Here is a 17,682-nt window from a genome sequence, read left to right on the forward strand (position 1 = left end):
GATAACAAGGGCAAGCTGAGCGAATTGACTTGGCAGCATAAGGAACCCTGATGTCCAATAGCTTAATCAATACGGCGATGAGCGGACTGAATGCGGCGCAGGTGGCGCTCAGTACCGTCAGCAACAATATCTCTAACTACAACGTGGCGGGTTATAACCGGCAGACGGCGATTCTGGCCCAAAACGGCGGCCTGGCCACCATGAACGGTTTTATCGGTAACGGCGTGACCGTGACCAGCGTGAACCGCGAATATAACCAGTTCATCACCAACCAGTTGCGCGGCGCGCAGAGCGCGGCCGGTTCGCAGAACGCCTACTACGAAAAGATTTCGCAGATCGATAATCTGCTGGCCAGCAAAACCAATACCCTGTCGGGCAGCCTGCAGGATTTTTTCACCAATTTGCAGAACCTGGTGAGCAACGCCGGCGACGACGCGGCGCGCCAGACGGTGCTGGGTAAGGCTAACGGCCTGGTCAACCAGTTTAATAATACCGATAAATATCTGCGCGACATGGATAGCGGCGTTAATCAGCAGATTAATGACACTGCCCAGCAGATTAACAGCTATAGCCAGCAGATTGCTCGTCTTAACGATGAGATTACCCGCCTGCGCGGCAGCGCCAGCGGCGAACCGAACGCGCTGCTCGATCAGCGCGATCAGCTGGTCAGCGAACTCAACCAACTGGTGGGCGTTCAGGTAACCCAGCAGGACGGCGACGCCTATACCGTCTCCTTCGCCAACGGCCTGACCCTGGTGCAGGGCAACAACAGCTATCAGGTGGAAGCGATCCCTTCCAGCAGCGACTCTTCGCGCCTGACTCTCGGCTATAACCGCGGCAGCGGCGCCAGCGAAGTGCCGGAAGGGCAGATCACCAGCGGCAGCCTGAGCGGCGTGCTGCGTTTTCGCAGCGAGACGCTGGACGGCGTGCGCAATCAGCTCGGCCAACTGGCGCTGGCGATGGCTGATAGCTTTAACCAGCAGCACCGCGAGGGCTTCGATCTCAACGGTGAGCAGGGGGGCGATTTCTTCAGCTTCAGCGGCGCGCGGGTGGTTGATAACATGCGCAATACCGGCGATGCCTCGCTGTCGGTCTCCTATACCGATACCAGCAAGGTAAAAGCCAACGACTACCGCGTGGAGTATGACGGCGCCAACTGGCAGGTCAGCCGTCTGCCGGACAACGTCAAAGTCAACGCCACCGCCGGTAAAGATGCAGACGGTAACCCGACGCTGAGTTTTGATGGTCTCGAAGTCAGTATTGATGGCAACCCGCAGCAGAAAGATAGCTTTACGGTGAAGCCGGTCAGCGACGTGGCGGGCAACCTGAAAGTGGCGATTACCGATTCAGCGAAAATCGCCGCCGCCGGTAAAGATGACAGCGGCCGCGGCGATAACGATAACGCTAAAAAACTGCTCGATCTGCAGACCAAAAACCTGGTGGATGGCAAAGCGACGCTCAGCGGCGCCTACGCCGGGATCGTCAGCGGCGTGGGCAACCAGACCGCCGCCGCGAAGGTGAGCAGCGAATCGCAGTCCAGTATCGTCACCCAACTGGCCCGTCAACAGCAGTCGCTCTCCGGGGTAAACCTCGACGAAGAGTATGGCGAGCTCCTGCGTTTCCAGCAGTACTACATGGCGAACGCCCAGGTGATCCAGACCGCCAGCTCGCTGTTCGACGCGCTGCTGAATATTCGTTGATTGTATTGAGGAACTGACAGCATGCGCATGAGCACCAGCATGATGTACCAACAGAACATGACCGGCATCACCGGCAATCAGTCGCTGTTTATGAAGGCCGCCGAGCAGCTTTCAACCGGCAAGAAGGTGATTAATCCCTCCGACGATCCGCTGGCGGCATCGCGGGCGGTGATGCTGTCGCAATCGCAGGCCGAGAACAATCAGTACACCCTGGCGCGCACTTTCGCCCGCCAGAGCGTATCGATGGAAGAGACCGTGCTTTCCGGAGCCACCTCGACGATTTCTGATATCAAGGCGCTGATCGTTAACGCCGGCGGCACCGAGAGCGATAACGACCGCGATTCGCTGGCGACCCAGCTACAGGGGCTGAAGGATCAACTGCTCAACCAGGCCAACAGTACCGACGGCAACGGACGCTACCTGTTTGGCGGCTATGAGAGTGACAAGCCGCCGTTTGTCGATACTAACGGCAAGATTAGCTATCAGGGCGGCAATAAAACCGTTGAACAGAAGGTCGACGCCAACCGTACGATGACCATCGGCCATACTGGTAATTCGGTATTTATGGCGCTGACCAGCAATCCGAAGCCGGAGCCGGACGGCAGCGCGCCGGTGGCCGATGTGTTCGCCAGTATCGATATTGCGCTGGAAGCGTTGAGAACGCCGCTGCAGGGGGCCGATGACGCCACCAAACAGCAGGTGAACGATGCGCTGGCGAAGGCCAACCGCGGCCTCGATAACTCCTACAACAAGGTATTGAGCGTGCGCGCCGAGCTGGGCAACCAGCTGCAGGAAATGGATCAGCTCGATAGCATCGGTAAAGAGCGTGATATGACCAACCAGCTGCAGATGAGCGCCCTGACCGATGCTGACCTTGCGGAATCCATCTCTTCTTATTTTATGCAGCAGGCGGCGCTGCAGGCATCTTATAAAACCTTCAGCGATATGCAGGGCATGTCGCTGTTTCAGATGAATCGCTAATCACGAATAACCACTTTTTCATTTAGCACCTTGGCACGTCATCCCGTTCTCTCTGTGTACGCGGGGTGAGGTGCCCTTTTTTTATCAGGTGGAAGTGGGGGGCTCTCAGCGACAAATTCACCACATCATAGCGTGTAAACTCAAACCGGATCCCAACCCTCACACCATATCCTCTCAAGGAGAATTCCGGATGTTTACTCATATGCGTATCGCCAAACCCGTCACCGATCTTGCAAGGTCCTGTTTGATGTATTGTCAGGGATTGGGCTTACACAAAATTGCTGAATTCAACGATCACGATGGTTTTAATGGAATAATGTTAGGGCGAGAGGAATTGAGCTGGCATATAGAATTCACCTGGTGCCAGTATCATCCAGTACAACCCTTGCAGACGGAGGAGGATCTACTCGTGCTGTATTATCCGGATAAGAAGGCGTGGTCAGATGCTTGCGCCAGAATGCGCGAAGCAGGTTTCAGCATGACGAGTTCTTTTAACCCTTATTGGGATATCAATGGCCAAACGTTCGTTGATCCAGATGGCTATAGGGTGGTGCTCCAGAATAAGGCGTGGCGATAAATACTTGCGCTTCAATTTCATGGTACTGCCTTCGCAGACCATGACGACCAATCTGGGCTGTATCTGGCGGCGAGCGCTTACAAAGTTATGGCGATGTCAGCTGATCTTTAATCTCATCAAACAGGGCAATTAAATGATCGGCCACCACTCTGACGCGCCGCGAATGGGCTAAATCGGAATGCATCACCAGCCATAGGGTTTGGTCGACACCGATATCCGCATTCACGCACTGCAGGCCATTTTTCCGCGCCATAAAGTGTGGCAACACGCCCAGCCCCAGGCCGGCTGAAACCGCCGACAGCTGCGCCAGCAGCGTGTTGGCTTCCACCCGGCACGGCCTGCCGCGAAGCGTCCGAGTTATCCAGCGCGCGGCGGGCAGATGCTGGTGTGATTCTGGCCAGCCAATGTACTGAGCATGGTTGAACGCGACGTCGGTAGAGCCTGCTAGTCCGCTATCGGCGCTGTACAGACCAAACCCCACCTTCCCGAGACGCTTCAGCGTCAGGTTGCCGCTTTCCGGTTTGACCATTCGAATGGCTAAATCGGCATCCCGTCGATGCAGGTTGACGGATTGCACACCGCTGAGCACCTCGACCCGCAGGTCGGGATATTTTTCCATCAAGCCTTTGAGTGAAGGCAGAATAAAATGCGCCGCCAGATTGTCCGAGGTAGCCAGCCGGACCAGTCCGGCCACGTTCCCCTGCAGCCTCGCCGTCTCGCCAAAAGCGAGCCCTGCATGCTCAAGCGCCTCTGCTCGCGCCAGCAGCGCCTTGCCATCATCTGTTAGCCGGTAGCCGTTTTGATGCCGGCTGAAAAGGGGGACGGCCAATGATTTTTCCAGCCGGTCGAGTCTTCGTGACAGAGTTGCGATGCCCATATCCATAGTTTCTGCCGCGCCGCTTAGCGTACCTGAGCGGGCCACAGCCAGAAAAATCCGCGTATCGTCCCAGTTAAAATCTGCTTTCATTATTTTCCATTTTTGGAAAACGGCTCTCCGTTTTCATGTCTGTTTTATCACTTCTCCTGGAATGATACTGCACTTCACCTCAAGAGAAGGCAATAAGCAACGACGCGGAACTTCAACCGTATCAGGCAAGCCAACTCTTTTTTAGCCATTTACCCAGGGATACAGAAGACATGAACGACCTCGTTTTACAGGCCAACCCGACGCCAGTGCGCGCATGGCTCGCCGTAGCTGCGCTGGGAGCCAGCGCATTTTCGATTGTGACCAGCGAACTGGCGCCGGTCGGTATGCTCAGCGCGCTGGCGAACGATTTGCATCAGTCGCAGGCGGGAGCGGGTCTTGCCGTCACCGCTTATGGTTGGGTGGCCGCGCTGGCCGCTTTACTGGCCGGCGCGATCCCCGCCCGGATTTCACGGAAGGCGCTATTGATTGTATTGATGTTAATCCTCGCATTTTCTTGTCTGGCGGCGACGCAGTCGCACACCATGCAGACGTTTATGACGGCGCGGATGACAGGGGCGCTGGCGCATGGCGCATTCTGGGCGCTAATAGGCACCGTGGCGGTACAACTGGTACCGGTTGATAAACTGGGGCTGGCCACCTCGGTGATTTTCGCCGGTGTTTCGGCGGCCAGCGTGCTGGGCGTGCCGCTATCGAGCTTTATTGCCGACATGGTCGGCTGGCGACAGGCATTCAGTGCGATTTCACTGCTCTCATTAGCCACCGCCGTGGCTTTGCTCTGGACGCTTCCCACGCTGGCGGCTCCGCAGCCGTTGAGGCTGAAGGTTTACATTGGGATAGTTAAAAATCCGCTACTGCTTTCATTGTTCGGCGCTACAGCTTGCATTATTTCCGCGCATTTTGCTGCCTTCACCTATCTTGAGCCGTTGCTAACGCAAACCCGTGGTATACCGACATCAACGATTTCCGCGCTGTTATTGATGTCAGGACTTTCCGGGCTGCTGGGAAATCTCATCGCCGGCAAACTCATCGATCGACATATCCGAGTGCTGATTATGACATCACTGCTGCTCAGCTCAGGCGCGCTGGGGATGCTGAGTATCAGGGGTGGGTCAGCACTTCCTGTTTGGTTCGTCGCGATATTGCTCGGCGTATGGGGCGCGGGCATGGCTATCGTGTTCGTTGGTTTGCAAACCTGGCTGTTGCGTAGCGCAGGGGAGGCGACGCAGCCGGCATCCGCGATCTACGTCGCCATTTTCAATGCCGCCATCGGTACTGGCGCGCTTGTCGGCGGCCTGGTATCGGCAAAGCTTGGTCTTTCTTCACTGACGTTACTGGCGGCGGTGGCGATGATCTGCGGTATGGCGCTGGTCTGGAAGCTGAAAAGCCCCAGGGCGATATAACGCTTTACTCATCGAATAGTCATCCGTAAATGGACAGAGTGAATGGGTCTGGCAGACGTAAGGTTTGCCAGATATCTGGCTGCGATGAGTGGCATAACATTATAACTTATTGAAATTAAATTGTTTTTGTTTTTTCTCAACGTTCTCCGTCTTTAGCGACTTTAAAACATCTGTGATTCACCTCTTATTTACATCATTTAAACCAATCGTTAACTGGATAAAAACACGCCAGCCTCGTTATAGTAGTTTTGTAAAATAAAACACGGTTGTACATAGTACAACAATTGCGAGGTGTTCATGGAGATCGTTACCGCACCGCATCTTGCGGTCAGAAACGAGTGGCTTGCGTTACATCGTGAGCCGCCACTACAACCCGAGCTGCCCATTATTGATGCGCATCATCATCTCTGGGATCGGCAAACCGGACGCTATCTCACCCATGAGTTCAGCGACGATATCCAGACCTCAGGGCATCGCGTTTTCTCCTCGGTCTACGTGCAATGCCGCTCTATGTTGCGTCGCCACGGGCCGGAAACGTTGAAACCGCTTGGTGAAATTGAGTTTGCCAGCGGGATAGCCGCGATGTTCGCCAGCGGACATTATGCAAACGCTCTTGGATGTGAAGCCATCATCGGCGGCCTGAGCTTGCTGGCGGGCGATGCGATGCAGCCTGCCATCGAGAGTGCGCTGGCTTTATCAGGCGGGCGGTTGCGCGGAATGCGTAATCCACTGGCCTGGCATCCGGATCCGCGGGTCACGTCCAGCCCGGTTACACCACCGGCAGGACTGGCCCTGAGCGAACCGTTCCGCCGGGGCGCTGCCTGCCTCGCACAAAATGGATTGTCGCTTGATGTGTGGGTTTACCACACGCAACTGGATGAAATTGCCGAGCTGGCGCGGCAAATACCAACGCTACAGATTGTGCTCGATCACTGCGGCGGGCCTGTCGGCGTAGGGCCTTATTCAGAAAGAGATCCTGACATGTTTCAGCAGTGGCGAAGCAGTATGCGACATCTGGCGGAACTGCCGAACGTATGCGTAAAAATTAGCGGATTTGGTATGACGGTCAGGGGATTTCCCTTCGCAGCGGCAGAAACGCCGCCGGATTCGCAAATGCTGGCACAGGCATGGCAACCGTGGTTTGAGACCATCATTGCTCTTTTCGGTGCGGAACGCTGCATGTTCGCCAGCAATTTTCCGGTCGACAAAGGCATGTTCAGCTACGGCGTCTTCTGGAATGCCTGCAAACGCCTGGCGCAACAGGCTTCCCCTGATGAACAGGCGCAATTGTTCTGGCGCACTGCCGCAACCTGCTACCGGATAACCTCTGTGGAGAATATCAATGACCAGTAAAAGCGAGCTCAAGCAGTTTACTGCGACTAAAGCGACGCCTGACGCTTTGCCTCAGCACGTGGCTGAGAAACGAACGCTGGCGCTGGGCGGCCTTGGCTGGGCATTTGAAAGCTACGACTCATTTCTACTCTCATTATTATTGCCGGTATTAGGAGTGGTGTTTGGCGTGAATAAAAGCGAACTTGGACTGTTTATCAGCGTCACGGCCGGTGGACAGATCATCGGCGGGATCCTGTTTGGTTTTATCGCCGATAAAATTGGTCGGGTAAAAACGGCCATGACCTGTATCGCCATCTATTCACTCTTTTCCGGACTGTTAGCCTTTACGCACGATCAACAACATTTCGCGCTTTTGCGTTTTTGCGGTGCGCTGGGTATGGGCGGAATGTGGACGTCAGGTGCGGCGCTGATTGCTGAAACCTGGCGGCCAGAGCGGCGCGCGCGCGGCGGCGCTTTGATGCAAATGGGCTTACCCGTTGGCGCTATTCTGGCTATCAGCCTGACGGCAATCGTGAGCTCGGTTAACGGCGGCCTGGAGCAGGGCGCATGGCGCTATCTGTTTATGATCGGCGCGCTGCCGGTATTCATTATGAGCGTGGTGGCCTGGTTCACGCCGGAATCACAGGTTTGGCTTGCACGACAGCAGGGGAAAGCTAAGCGCACTCAACCTGCCTCGAAACTGGGCAAACACAATCTGAAAGGCCTGCTGCTGGCTTTCGTCTTTATCTTCTTTATTCAGTATCTATTCTGGGGGGTATTTACCTGGACACCCACCTATCTACGAGAAGTAAAACATCTGGATTTTCTACATAGCCTGAAATTTGTGCTCGCGCTGCAGGTCGGGGCGATCGCAGGCTTTCTGGTCTTTTCAGTACTGGCGGATAAATGGGGACGCCGTCCGATGTTCCTGATTTATCTGTTAACGGGGGCCATTGCCGTCGCGCTTTACCTTGTGACCACTCAACCCTTCATTCTGATGCTGGCGATTTTCATGGCTGGTTTTGGTGTTAACGGGATTTTTGCCGGATCTGGACCATTCCTTGCAGAAATCATCGGAGACACGTCATCGCGTGGCTTCCTGATGGGGCTCGCCTATAACGGAGGCCGGCTGGGCGGATTTATCGCGCCCCTGCTCATCGGCGCTGTGGCCAGCGCCGGCGGTTTCACTGCGGGACTGGCAACTACCGTGGTCGCCTTCCTGGCGGCAATGGTGGTGGTGTGGCTGGCGCCAGAAACCAGAGGCGTCAAGCTGAAGTAAGGCATGATATCTCTACATCGTTTTCCTGATAAACATAATGAAACCCTGCGAGGAAACAATGACCGATCAATTACCGAATAGCGCTATCGACAACGATGCGCTGGAAAAAGAGACCATGCGGCGGGTTATCTGGCGCATCCTGCCTTTTCTGGTCGTAAGCTATCTGGTCTCGATTATTGACCGGGGCAATATAGGTATGGCTGCGCTACAGATGAATGAGGATCTGGGCCTGAGCAAGGCGGCTTTTGGCTTCGCCAGCAGCTTATATTTTGTCGCCTACTTTATATTTGAGGTACCCAGCAACCTGGCGATGCAGAAGGTGGGCGCGCGACTGTGGCTCCCGCGGATAATGATCAGTTGGGGAGTGGTATCGATGTGCATGGCGCTGGTGCAAAATACAACCTCCCTTTATATCGTGCGTTTTCTGCTGGGTGCGGCGGAAGCGGGCTTTTTCCCAGGTGTGGTGCTCTATCTTACCTGGTGGATCCCTTCGCGTTACCGTGCGCGCATTATTGCCTCTTTTATGGTGGCCATTCCGCTGGCTAACTTTATCGGTTCACCGCTTTCAGGTTTGATCCTGACGCTGGATGGCTGGTTTGGGCTGCGCGGCTGGCATCTGTTATTCATTATTGAGGGGCTGCCTGCGGTGCTGCTGGGGATAGCCGCATTTTTTATCCTGCGGGACCGCCCACATCAGGCTGGCTGGTTGAACGAGCGGCAGAAAGCGTGGCTGGAAAACACCCTTCAGGCAGAGCGTCAACAGCAGAAACAGATCGGCCACATCAGCACATGGCAGCTGTTGAAGCACCGCCAAATCTGGCTGATGGCGCTGATTTATGCCGGCGCGTCGTCTGCTGGCACCACGCTTAGCGTCTGGTCTCCACAGCTACTGAAGTCTTTCCATCTTGATAACCTGACTACCGGGCTGCTTAATGCTATCCCCTATGGCCTGGCCTCGGTGCTGATGATTGTCTGGGGGCGGAGTTCGGATCGCACTAATGAACGTCGCTGGCACACGGCTCTCACCCTCTTTATGATTGCGGCTGGCGTATTCGCGGCGTTCATCAATCTCTCGCTGCCGATTACCATTGTTATTCTCAGTACCATATTAATTGGCGCTTATTCGGCGAAGGGGCCATTCTGGGCGCTGGCCTCAGGCTGGATGAGCAGCACCTCAGCCGCCGCGGGGCTGGCGGCAATCGGCGCGATAGCTAATCTGATTGGCGGAGTGGTGATGGTGAATGCCTATGGTGTGATTAGCGAACAGACAGGAAGCCATACGCTGGCGATGCTACCACTGGCTGGCTTGTGCCTGGCAGGCGGTATCGCGGTGCTGTTCATGGGACGCCGTTACTCGCAGCCTGCCGGTCAGGAAAAACCGGTCACCCATTAATAAGCAAAGGCGGGATTTTTCCCGCCTTTTCAACATACGTTATTCTTTTATATCGTAAAACGTTTCGCAGAAGGATTTACTGGCTCCTAACTTGATCGACAGGCGGTTGGCCGTCTCGCGCATTAGCTGGCTGAGGCCGCTCTCTTTGCGGTCCGCAGTCAGACGCGATGACGGTCCTGTCAGCGCCAGTGCCGCGATGGGGTTATCGTGGACGCCAAAAACCGGCATCGCGAAGGCCGCGGTGTGCGGATCGCGCGCGCCAGAGGTATAGAACGGCAGCGTTTCTTCGTCTTCCGAAAGCGCCTCACCCAGTCCCCAATGACGTAAAACTTTGCTGATAGCGGAGCCATCCAGTGGAAATTGACTGCCGGGCAGGTTGCTATGGCGTAATCCCTCTGAAGCTTCGGCGCGGAACAGACACAGGCGTTGGCCGCCCTCTATCACATACCAGCTCGCGCTTTCACTGGAGGCCTGAGACAGCGCCTGCAATTCCGGTTGTACAATTCTCGCAAGCTGAAATGATTGCTCATAAAGCTTGCCGAGATAGAGCAGACGGTGGCCGAGCGTATAGGTGCCATCATCATGCCGGATAATGTAGTTCATACGCTCAAGCGAATTCATTAAGCGATAAACGGTGGTTTTGTGGTATCCCGAAAGCTGGGCCAGCTCAGTTAACGTCAGGCTGTCATTACCGGGCCGGAAGCAATCCAGTAAAGCGAGCGCCTTTTCAACGGCAATTACGCCTTCATTCCCCATCATTTTCTCCTTTTGGCCGAACAAAATTGTACCTGAATTTTGTGATTAACATCGTGTTTACATCACAAACACGCTCTCAGCGCTGGCGAAAAGAGAAGCAATGCTCGTATAGTTGTTTTATATAGTACATATGTGTTGTACGTAGTAAAACAAATGGAGACTAACCATGCCTGCATCACAACAGAAATTAATCAATGTGGATATTGAGCGCGTTAGCGCGGAGGAGGTCCGTCAGGCCGCTGAATATCAGGCGGCGATTCTCGCCGACGTGGCCGGACGCCGCGGCACATTACATGGCCGTATCAAGCCACTGGCGCCACACATGGCAGTGGCCGGCCCGGCGATTACCGTAGAGGTCCGTCCGGGAGATAATCTGGCTATTCACGCGGCGATGGCCGTCGCCAAACCTGGCGATGTGTTAGTGATAGACGGCAAGGGCGATCTCTCCTGCGCTTTACTCGGTGAGATCATGGCCACGCAGGCGCAGGCCAGCGGCATCGCAGGTATCATCATTGACGGCGCAGTTCGCGATGCTGAAACCTTAAGTAAACAAAGCTTTCCTGTTTTCGCAGCCGGTCTTAATCCGTGTGGTCCCACCAAGTTCATTCCAGGCCGGGTCAATCATGCTATTTCGGTCGCGGGCGCCGCGGTGCAGGCGGGTGACCTGGTGGTAGGGGATATTGACGGCGTGGTGGTTATTCCCCGCGATGAAGTAGGCACCATCATTGAGCTGGCGAAAGGTAAACTGGAAGGGGAAGTCAAACGTCTGTCGGCTATCCACGATGGCGATCTTCGCCCACACTGGCTGGAGAATGCGTTGCGTCAGGCGGGTATGCTGAGCGAAGGGGAGGCATTGCCATGAGCGCTAAAAAAGTCGTACTGGTAACCGGCAGCGATTTGGCCGAAGCGGCGCTCGGCATGCTGGAAGATTATGAACTCGTGTTTGCTGGCCGCCAACCAACAGAAAACCAACTGACAGAATTATGTCAGCAGCATAATCCGGTCGCCATATTAGTGCGCTATGGCAAGATTACGGCATCTGTGATGGATGCCGCTCCGGCGTTGAAGGTCATTTCCAAGCATGGCAGCGGCATTGATGTCATTGACGTCGAAGCGGCGGCGGCGCGCGGCATCATGGTTCGCGCGGCGACAGGCGCTAACGCCGCGGCGGTTTCAGAACACGCCTGGGCATTAATTCTGGCCTGTGCCAAGTCAATCATTCCGCTTGACCGCCGCCTGCGCGAAGGGCACTGGGATAAATCGACGCATAAATCGCTCGAACTGGAAGGCAAAACGCTGGGGCTGATTGGTCTGGGGGCGATTGGCAGTCGGGTGGCGAAAATTGCCGGCGCCTTCGGTATGAAGGTGTTGGCTTACGATCCTTATGCCGCCACGGTTCCTCCCGGATGCGAACGTGTTGATGTACTCGAAGACCTTCTCGCGCAGGCTGATGTTGTCTCCCTTCATTGTCCCTTAACGCCGCAAAATCGGGGAATGATAAATGCCGTTACGCTGGCACAGTGTAAACCCGGCGCCATCCTGGTTAATACCGCGCGGGGCGGATTAATCGACGATGCAGCGCTGGCAGCGGCATTAAAAGGGGGGGCGTTGCGCTGGGCGGCGCTCGATAGCTTTAACAGCGAACCACTCACTACGCCGCACATCTGGGAGCGGGTCGAAAATGTCATTCTGTCTCCGCACGTTGGCGGCGTAAGCGACGCCTCTTACGTCAAAATGGGTACCGCCGCCGCGGCCAATATTCTACAGGTAGTGCAGGATTCATCGCAGACTGAAACAGCGTACTAACTTGCCTTTCAGCAGCTCCGCTCTTTCGGGGCTGCTGTGCTTTTTGCAAAGAGCAAGCTGAGTGATGCTGTAACCAATGTTATTGCCCCGCAAAATTAACCAGCGCTTCGCCATCGAGGCGATAGCGTACCCATTCGCTTTGCGCCGTGGCGCCAATACTGAGGTAAAAATCAATGGCCGGCTGGTTCCAGTCCAGCACACTCCACTCAAGGCGTCCGCAGCGGCGCGCAACCGCATACCGGGCAATGGTTTTTAGCAGCGCTCGACCCGCGCCCTGGCCGCGATAATCCGGTGAGATATACAAATCTTCCATATAAATACCGTTGCGTCCGAGCCAGGTTGAATAGCTGGTGAAGAACACGGCATAGCCCGCCGTTTTACCGTCAATTTCGCAGATCAGCGCTTCGGTCTTACTGTCGTCGCCAAACAAGGTTTCGCGGATCTCGTCGGGGGTAGTAACCACTTCCTGCGGGGCTTTTTCATACACCGCCAGCTCATAAATCATGTTGTAGATGGCAGAAGCATCGTCCGGACGGGCCTGTCGAATCGTAATACTCATTATTTTTCCTGTCGTATTCACACGTTAATGATATTGATGACGCTAAGCATAGGGGGTATTGTCAGAAGAATTAAGTGCAATGAAATCACCCAATGATGAATATTATGCATCCGGCGCTCAGACGCCTCGATCTCAATCTGTTGCTTGTTTTTGATGCCATCTATCGCCACAGTTCCGTTCGTCTCGCCGCCGATGAGCTGGCGATGAGTACATCCGCGTTGAGCCACGCGCTGTCGCGGCTGCGCGTGGCGCTGAACGATCCGTTGTTTTTTCGCGAAGGGCATCGGATGTGCCCGAGCGTCTATGCCACGCAGCTCGCACCCTCCATCGCTTCAGTATTAAAATTGCTTAATCAGGAACTCACGCGACAGCCGGAATTTAGTGCCGCCGACAGCACAGAGCGGATCCAGATAGCCATTACCGATTTCACCGCGTTATGCATTTTCCCTGCGCTAATGCAAAAGCTGCAGCATGAAGCGCCGGGCCTGCGTTTTGAGCTCCGTTATTTGCCACATAGCCCGGCGCTGACGGAGCTACTGGCGGGGGAGGTGGATCTGGCGCTGGGCTTCAGCACCGCTGAAGATATTCGTCATCATGAACTCGAGGAAATTGACTGGTTTGAGGATGAGTATGTGGTGATCAGCCATACCCGTCGCACGGCGCTGACGCTGGCGGATTATCTCGCCGCGCGCCATCTGGTGGTCACGCCGTGGAACGAAAAGCAGGGGGTGTTGGATTTACGTCTGCAGGAATTAGGCTATACCCGGCAGATAGCGCTCAAAACCCCCTCAATGCTTAGCGCGCCGTTTATTGTGGCGCAAAGCGATCTGTTAATGGCGATTCCTCGTTATGCCGCAGAGAAGTTCCTTCATGCCGCCCCGATCGCGATTTTTCCTTTGCCGTTTGCCATCAGCCCGTTCACCGTGAAGATCTTTTCCCATAAACGCGGCGGGCAGCGAGGGGCAACCAAATGGCTGAAGACGGCGCTACAAAGCCTGGCGTTGGCAGAGAATGCCGGGAGTTTTTAACCTCAAAAAACCGAACTTAAAATAACTATCGCAATAGTAACCGTCGCGACAAAACCGGTCTGAAAGGCGAGTGTCCGGATAACGGGGATCCCGGCGGTATACGCAATATAATGGACGATGCGCGCGAGCAAATAAATTGTAGCCGCAATTAACGTTATGGCGTTATTGACGTTAAGCAACGCGGCGACCACAACCAGTGGGGCAAAAATAACGAGGTTTTCTACCGCGTTGGCGTGCGCCTTTTGCGCACGCTGCGCCCAGGGCGCCAGCCCGGTTGACGGCGAATGGCCATTACCCGCTGCGGGCGCGACGTTAACGCGCGTGGCTCTGGCAATAATATAGGGGATCCACATCATAACCGTTAGCAGACAAATTAACGTAAGGATAATCAGTTCAGGGTTATTTTTCATGTTATTTGGCTCTGGTAATTAATAACGATAGAGGAAAGTCTATGGCTAAGGTTAAAATAGAACCATATGCAAAAATGACAATTTCAATACCATTAACGACATGAAGATAAATATTCTGGCTCTGGATGGCGTTTTCGACACCGGCTTAGCGACGTTGCTGGATACGTTCGCCGCAGCCAATGATATGGCGCGACGCCAGAGCATGAATATTTCTCGCTTTGATGTGCAGATGATTGCAATGACCGGGCAGGTTAAATCAGCCCATGGGCTGAGTATTCCTGCTCATCAGGCATCGGGTTTGGATTATCCCGACTGGATTGTGGTGCCGGCGATCAACGTTCACGCACGACAATCGCCACCGGATGGCTGGCACGATATTGCTGCCGCTAAGCGGTTTTTGCAAAACATGGCGAAGCACGGCGTTAAAATTGCCGCTGCCTGTTTAAATACCTTCATCCTGGCTGATAGCCGTTTGCTCAATGAGCAGACTGCCGCTGCGTCATGGCTCAATGCGGCTGCGCCAATGCTTCCCGGCGCAATGATGGGCCATGTGGAGCTGGCGCTGTGGTTGATTCGCCAGAGCAGCCCGCCGCTTGCGGATTTGCTGACGACAGCGATGGCGGCTGATATCCGCCATCCTCAGGTTTCACGCCTGCCGGCAGGTTATCCTCAGCATGCCGATGACCTGATCAACCGCTTTGAGCACTGGTCGCGGGCGCATCTGGCGCAGGGATTTTCCCTGCAGGCGGCCGCCGGTGCGCTTAACGTGCATCCACGCACCCTACAGCGCAGAATGGAAGCCGCGCTGGGGAAATCACCGTTGGCTTTTTTCCAGCAATTGCGGGTCGAACGAGTAAAGCAGCTGCTTGCCGAGGGGAAAGATATTGAGACGATTACCGCTGACGTGGGTTATTCGGAAGTGTCAACGCTGCTTGCGCTGCTGCGTCGTCAGACTGGAAAGGGAATACGGGCGCTGCGTCATGCTGTGTGAGCGTATTCGTTTAAAGAAAGTAATCATAGAGTAAAAGAGGAGTTATTTCTCCTTGACTGTTTTATTAATTCTTTTGTTTTTCCGAACCAGGCAATATCTATATCTTTGATGGTCAAATGTAGAATGGAAACCGGCAGGAATATTTTTGTCGGGTGGCGGCTAGCGCCTTACCCGACCTACGGAACGTACCACTGCGAACTGAAACTGCCTGTGTGGGTGGCCTCAAAATCCCCGGTGGCGCTAGCGCTTACCGGGGCTACCGCACTGTGCAATTTGGAATTATGTTGCGGATAGAACAATTGCCAGTCAGGATTATTTCTTTTTCTTCACCACTTTCCATTTTCCGCCAGCGGCAGTGTCGGCCAGCACGATTTTAAATCGGTTACTTTCCCAGTGGGGCAGGCCTAATATGCGCCGCGCTATACGGTTACCTTTCGCCTTAATCATGATGTCGCTCCTTATTTTATTAAAGATGCACTAAACCCACGCATGAAAATATTCTGCGTTTCCCGAAGTTTCAATTTTTCTAAAAAATAAAATTCACTAACAATTAAATTCAGGCTTTATTGTAGGGTGGCTATTTTTTAATTCAAGCCGCTATGAACATTCGGACCTTAGTAGCAATAAAAACGTTTTTCCAGGCTTTTATCCCAGTAAACGGTTTTTATTGCCATTTTGTCCGGCGAAAAAGAGGGAAATAACGGCAAGGTTAAAACGTCATACCGCCGATAACGGCTGCCAGGCGATCGAACATCTCGCCAAACAGGTGTTCGCAGAAGGGGGCCAGCATCGGCATCATCATGCCGAGGGTCATAATGCCAAAGGTCATGGTCACCGGGAAACCGATCACGAATACCGATAGCTGCGGCGTCATACGGTTGAGCAGACCCAAAGCGATATTGAGCGTGAGCAACAGACAAATCAGCGGTAACGCCAGCATCATGCCGTTGATAAAGATTAAGGAACCCAGTTGGGCGAGCGCCAGGAAACCGTTGCCGTTTAGCGGCTGGCTCTGGATCGGCAGGGTATGGAAGCTGTCGGCCAGAAGCGAGATAAGCCACAGGTGGCCGTCAAAGCTTAAAAACAGCAGCATTGCCAGCAGGTTCAGCAGCCGCGCCAGCACCGGCATATTGGGGCCGCCGCTGGGGTCGAAGAAGGTGGCGAACGATAGCCCCATCTGCATGCCGATGACTTCGCCGGCGAGGCGTACCGCGGCGAAAGCTAGCTGCATCGTTAGCCCCAGCGCCGCGCCGATCAGGATCTGCTGAATCGCCAGCCATAAACCGGCAGCAGAGATAATGGGGATCGTGTTGGCGGGCAGCGTTGGGGCGATCAGTATCGCAATCAGGCCGCCGAGGCCGATTTTCACCTTTTTGCTTATCTGCTTTTCACTCAACACCGGCGCGGTGCTGATGAGGGCCAGAATACGCAGCAGCGGCCAGAAATACTGGCTGAGCCATTCGCTAAGCTGGGCGCTGTCAAAGGGGATCACGGCTAGCCGATAATATTAGGCAGGTTGCTGAATAATGTGCGCATATAGTCCAGCAGCAGGTTCAGCATCCACGGTCCGGCGATAATAATCGTCGCCACTACCGCGAGAATTTTGGGGATGAACGATAGGGTCATCTCGTTAATCTGGGTGGCGGCCTGCAGCAGGCTGACTACCAGCCCGCTGATTAGCGCCGCCAGCAGCAGCGGGGCGGCCAGCGCCAGGGCGACCTTCATCGCTTCGGTGCCAATGGCCATCACGGATTCCGGCGTCATGATTGTTCTCCGCGGTTCAGGAATAGAAGCTCTGCGCCAGCGAGCCCAGCAGCAGCTGCCAGCCATCCACCAGCACAAACAGCATTAACTTAAACGGCAGCGAGATCGTCGCCGGCGGCACCATCATCATCCCCAGCGCCATCAGCACGCTGGCGACCACTAAATCGATAATCAGGAACGGAATAAACACCGTAAAACCAATCTGGAAGGCGGTTTTCAGTTCGCTGGTGACGTAAGCGGGCAGCAGAATACGCATCGGTACCGCCTCCGGCCCGGCCAGCGGCGGCTGGTTGGCCAGACGAGCGTACAGCGCCAGATCGCTTTCGCGGGTCTGGCGTAGCATAAATTCGCGCAGCGGCTGCGCGCCTTTATCCAGCGCCCTATCAAGGCCGATCTTGTCCTGACTGAAGGGCAGGTACGCCTCCTGATAGACCTTGTCGAACACCGGCGACATGATAAAGAAGGTCAGGAACAGCGCCAGCCCGAGCATCACTTGGTTCGGCGGCGCGGAAGGCGTGCCCAGCGCGTTACGCAGCAGACCCAGTACGATGATAATGCGGGTAAAACTGGTCATCATCAGCAGCATCGCCGGCAGGAAGGTCAGCGAGGTCAACAGCACCAGCGTCTGTACCGGCAGCGACCAGCTATGGCCGCCGTTGGCCAGCGGCTGACTGATAAGCCCCGGCAGCTGTGCGAAGGCGGCAGGGCTCAGCAGCAGTAACGCGGCGGCGAGCCACGGCGCCCGACGGCGAAGGCAAGCGAACAGAGTAGGGAACAT

Annotated in this window: 19 protein-coding genes; 11 read left to right on the forward strand and 8 right to left on the reverse strand. The window is 55.0% G+C overall.

Annotated elements, in window-relative coordinates:
• Positions 1 to 50 precede the first annotated feature (50 nt).
• The 3 genes from flgK to ABLU80_RS01400 all read left to right on the forward strand — a co-directional run bounded on the left by flgK (position 51) and on the right by ABLU80_RS01400 (position 3,258).
• Positions 51 to 1,700, forward strand: a complete 1,650-nt coding sequence (gene flgK, locus ABLU80_RS01390; RefSeq protein ID WP_348849608.1) for a flagellar hook-associated protein FlgK — start codon at positions 51 to 53, stop codon at positions 1,698 to 1,700.
• A gap of 21 nt (positions 1,701 to 1,721) precedes the next feature.
• Entirely contained in the window at positions 1,722 to 2,681 is a 960-nt protein-coding gene (gene flgL / locus ABLU80_RS01395; RefSeq protein WP_348849609.1) for a flagellar hook-associated protein FlgL, read from the forward strand.
• Between the two features lie 190 nt (positions 2,682 to 2,871).
• Positions 2,872 to 3,258, forward strand: coding sequence for a VOC family protein (locus tag ABLU80_RS01400; RefSeq protein ID WP_348849610.1), 387 nt, complete (start codon positions 2,872 to 2,874; stop codon positions 3,256 to 3,258).
• A gap of 85 nt (positions 3,259 to 3,343) precedes the next feature.
• Here the strand turns inward: ABLU80_RS01400 and ABLU80_RS01405 are convergent, their stop codons facing one another.
• Positions 3,344 to 4,225, reverse strand: a complete 882-nt coding sequence (locus ABLU80_RS01405; RefSeq protein WP_348849611.1) for a LysR family transcriptional regulator — start codon at positions 4,223 to 4,225, stop codon at positions 3,344 to 3,346.
• A gap of 170 nt (positions 4,226 to 4,395) precedes the next feature.
• On the opposite strand from ABLU80_RS01405, the gene ABLU80_RS01410 reads away from it, so the two are divergent.
• The 4 genes from ABLU80_RS01410 (at position 4,396) to ABLU80_RS01425 (ending at position 9,590) form a co-directional block, all read left to right on the forward strand.
• Positions 4,396 to 5,586: an MFS transporter gene (locus tag ABLU80_RS01410; protein WP_348849612.1), complete on the forward strand. Its 1,191-nt coding sequence runs from the start codon at positions 4,396 to 4,398 to the stop codon at positions 5,584 to 5,586.
• A 297-nt stretch (positions 5,587 to 5,883) separates the two neighbouring features.
• Positions 5,884 to 6,939: an amidohydrolase family protein gene (locus ABLU80_RS01415; protein WP_020079213.1), complete on the forward strand. Its 1,056-nt coding sequence runs from the start codon at positions 5,884 to 5,886 to the stop codon at positions 6,937 to 6,939.
• Positions 6,929 to 8,197 carry an MFS transporter gene (locus tag ABLU80_RS01420; RefSeq protein WP_015704942.1) on the forward strand — a complete coding sequence of 423 codons (1,269 nt, stop codon included), beginning with the start codon at positions 6,929 to 6,931 and terminating at the stop codon, positions 8,195 to 8,197. The genes ABLU80_RS01415 and ABLU80_RS01420 overlap by 11 nt, the downstream gene beginning before the upstream one ends.
• A gap of 58 nt (positions 8,198 to 8,255) precedes the next feature.
• The gene (locus ABLU80_RS01425) at positions 8,256 to 9,590 is read left to right on the forward strand and encodes an MFS transporter (protein ID WP_348849613.1); all 1,335 of its coding nucleotides are present in this window, start codon (positions 8,256 to 8,258) and stop codon (positions 9,588 to 9,590) included.
• A gap of 39 nt (positions 9,591 to 9,629) precedes the next feature.
• Here the strand turns inward: ABLU80_RS01425 and ABLU80_RS01430 are convergent, their stop codons facing one another.
• Complete coding sequence (locus ABLU80_RS01430) at positions 9,630 to 10,346, reverse strand: IclR family transcriptional regulator (protein WP_015704943.1); 717 nt, start codon at positions 10,344 to 10,346, stop codon at positions 9,630 to 9,632.
• Positions 10,347 to 10,512: 166 nt separating this feature from the next.
• Between ABLU80_RS01430 and ABLU80_RS01435 the strand changes: the two genes are divergently transcribed.
• Together ABLU80_RS01435 and ABLU80_RS01440 are read left to right on the forward strand one after the other, a co-directional pair.
• Positions 10,513 to 11,208: a demethylmenaquinone methyltransferase gene (locus ABLU80_RS01435; RefSeq protein WP_015367310.1), complete on the forward strand. Its 696-nt coding sequence runs from the start codon at positions 10,513 to 10,515 to the stop codon at positions 11,206 to 11,208.
• Positions 11,205 to 12,152 carry a hydroxyacid dehydrogenase gene (locus tag ABLU80_RS01440; protein ID WP_032714201.1) on the forward strand — a complete coding sequence of 316 codons (948 nt, stop codon included), beginning with the start codon at positions 11,205 to 11,207 and terminating at the stop codon, positions 12,150 to 12,152. Before ABLU80_RS01435 ends, ABLU80_RS01440 begins: the two co-directional genes overlap by 4 nt.
• A 79-nt stretch (positions 12,153 to 12,231) precedes the next feature.
• On the opposite strand, the gene ABLU80_RS01445 is transcribed toward ABLU80_RS01440, so the two are convergent.
• A complete protein-coding gene (locus ABLU80_RS01445; protein WP_348849615.1) occupies positions 12,232 to 12,711 on the reverse strand; it encodes a GNAT family N-acetyltransferase in 480 nt (159 codons plus the stop codon).
• Positions 12,712 to 12,803: 92 nt separating this feature from the next.
• Here ABLU80_RS01445 and ABLU80_RS01450 point away from each other — a divergent pair, with 92 nt between their 5' ends.
• Positions 12,804 to 13,739, forward strand: coding sequence for a LysR family transcriptional regulator (locus ABLU80_RS01450; RefSeq protein ID WP_020079210.1), 936 nt, complete (start codon positions 12,804 to 12,806; stop codon positions 13,737 to 13,739).
• Between the two features lie 2 nt (positions 13,740 to 13,741).
• Here the strand turns inward: ABLU80_RS01450 and ABLU80_RS01455 are convergent, their stop codons facing one another.
• Positions 13,742 to 14,149, reverse strand: coding sequence for an MAPEG family protein (locus ABLU80_RS01455; RefSeq protein WP_045412127.1), 408 nt, complete (start codon positions 14,147 to 14,149; stop codon positions 13,742 to 13,744).
• A 100-nt stretch (positions 14,150 to 14,249) separates the two neighbouring features.
• Between ABLU80_RS01455 and ABLU80_RS01460 the strand changes: the two genes are divergently transcribed.
• Positions 14,250 to 15,140, forward strand: a complete 891-nt coding sequence (locus ABLU80_RS01460; RefSeq protein WP_260841734.1) for a helix-turn-helix domain-containing protein — start codon at positions 14,250 to 14,252, stop codon at positions 15,138 to 15,140.
• Between the two features lie 312 nt (positions 15,141 to 15,452).
• Here the strand turns inward: ABLU80_RS01460 and sra are convergent, their stop codons facing one another.
• The 4 genes from sra to fliP form a co-directional block, all read right to left on the reverse strand.
• Positions 15,453 to 15,587: a stationary-phase-induced ribosome-associated protein gene (sra, locus tag ABLU80_RS01465; protein ID WP_015367304.1), complete on the reverse strand. Its 135-nt coding sequence runs from the start codon at positions 15,585 to 15,587 to the stop codon at positions 15,453 to 15,455.
• A 262-nt stretch (positions 15,588 to 15,849) separates the two neighbouring features.
• A complete protein-coding gene (gene fliR, locus ABLU80_RS01470) occupies positions 15,850 to 16,632 on the reverse strand; it encodes a flagellar biosynthetic protein FliR (RefSeq protein WP_015367303.1) in 783 nt (260 codons plus the stop codon).
• Positions 16,633 to 16,634: 2 nt separating this feature from the next.
• Entirely contained in the window at positions 16,635 to 16,904 is a 270-nt protein-coding gene (fliQ, locus tag ABLU80_RS01475) for a flagellar biosynthesis protein FliQ (protein ID WP_015367302.1), read from the reverse strand.
• A gap of 16 nt (positions 16,905 to 16,920) precedes the next feature.
• Positions 16,921 to 17,682, reverse strand: a complete 762-nt coding sequence (fliP, locus tag ABLU80_RS01480; protein WP_348849616.1) for a flagellar type III secretion system pore protein FliP — start codon at positions 17,680 to 17,682, stop codon at positions 16,921 to 16,923.

This window comes from Klebsiella sp. CN_Kp104 (genome assembly GCF_040064515.1).
Lineage (GTDB): Bacteria > Pseudomonadota > Gammaproteobacteria > Enterobacterales > Enterobacteriaceae > Klebsiella > Klebsiella aerogenes.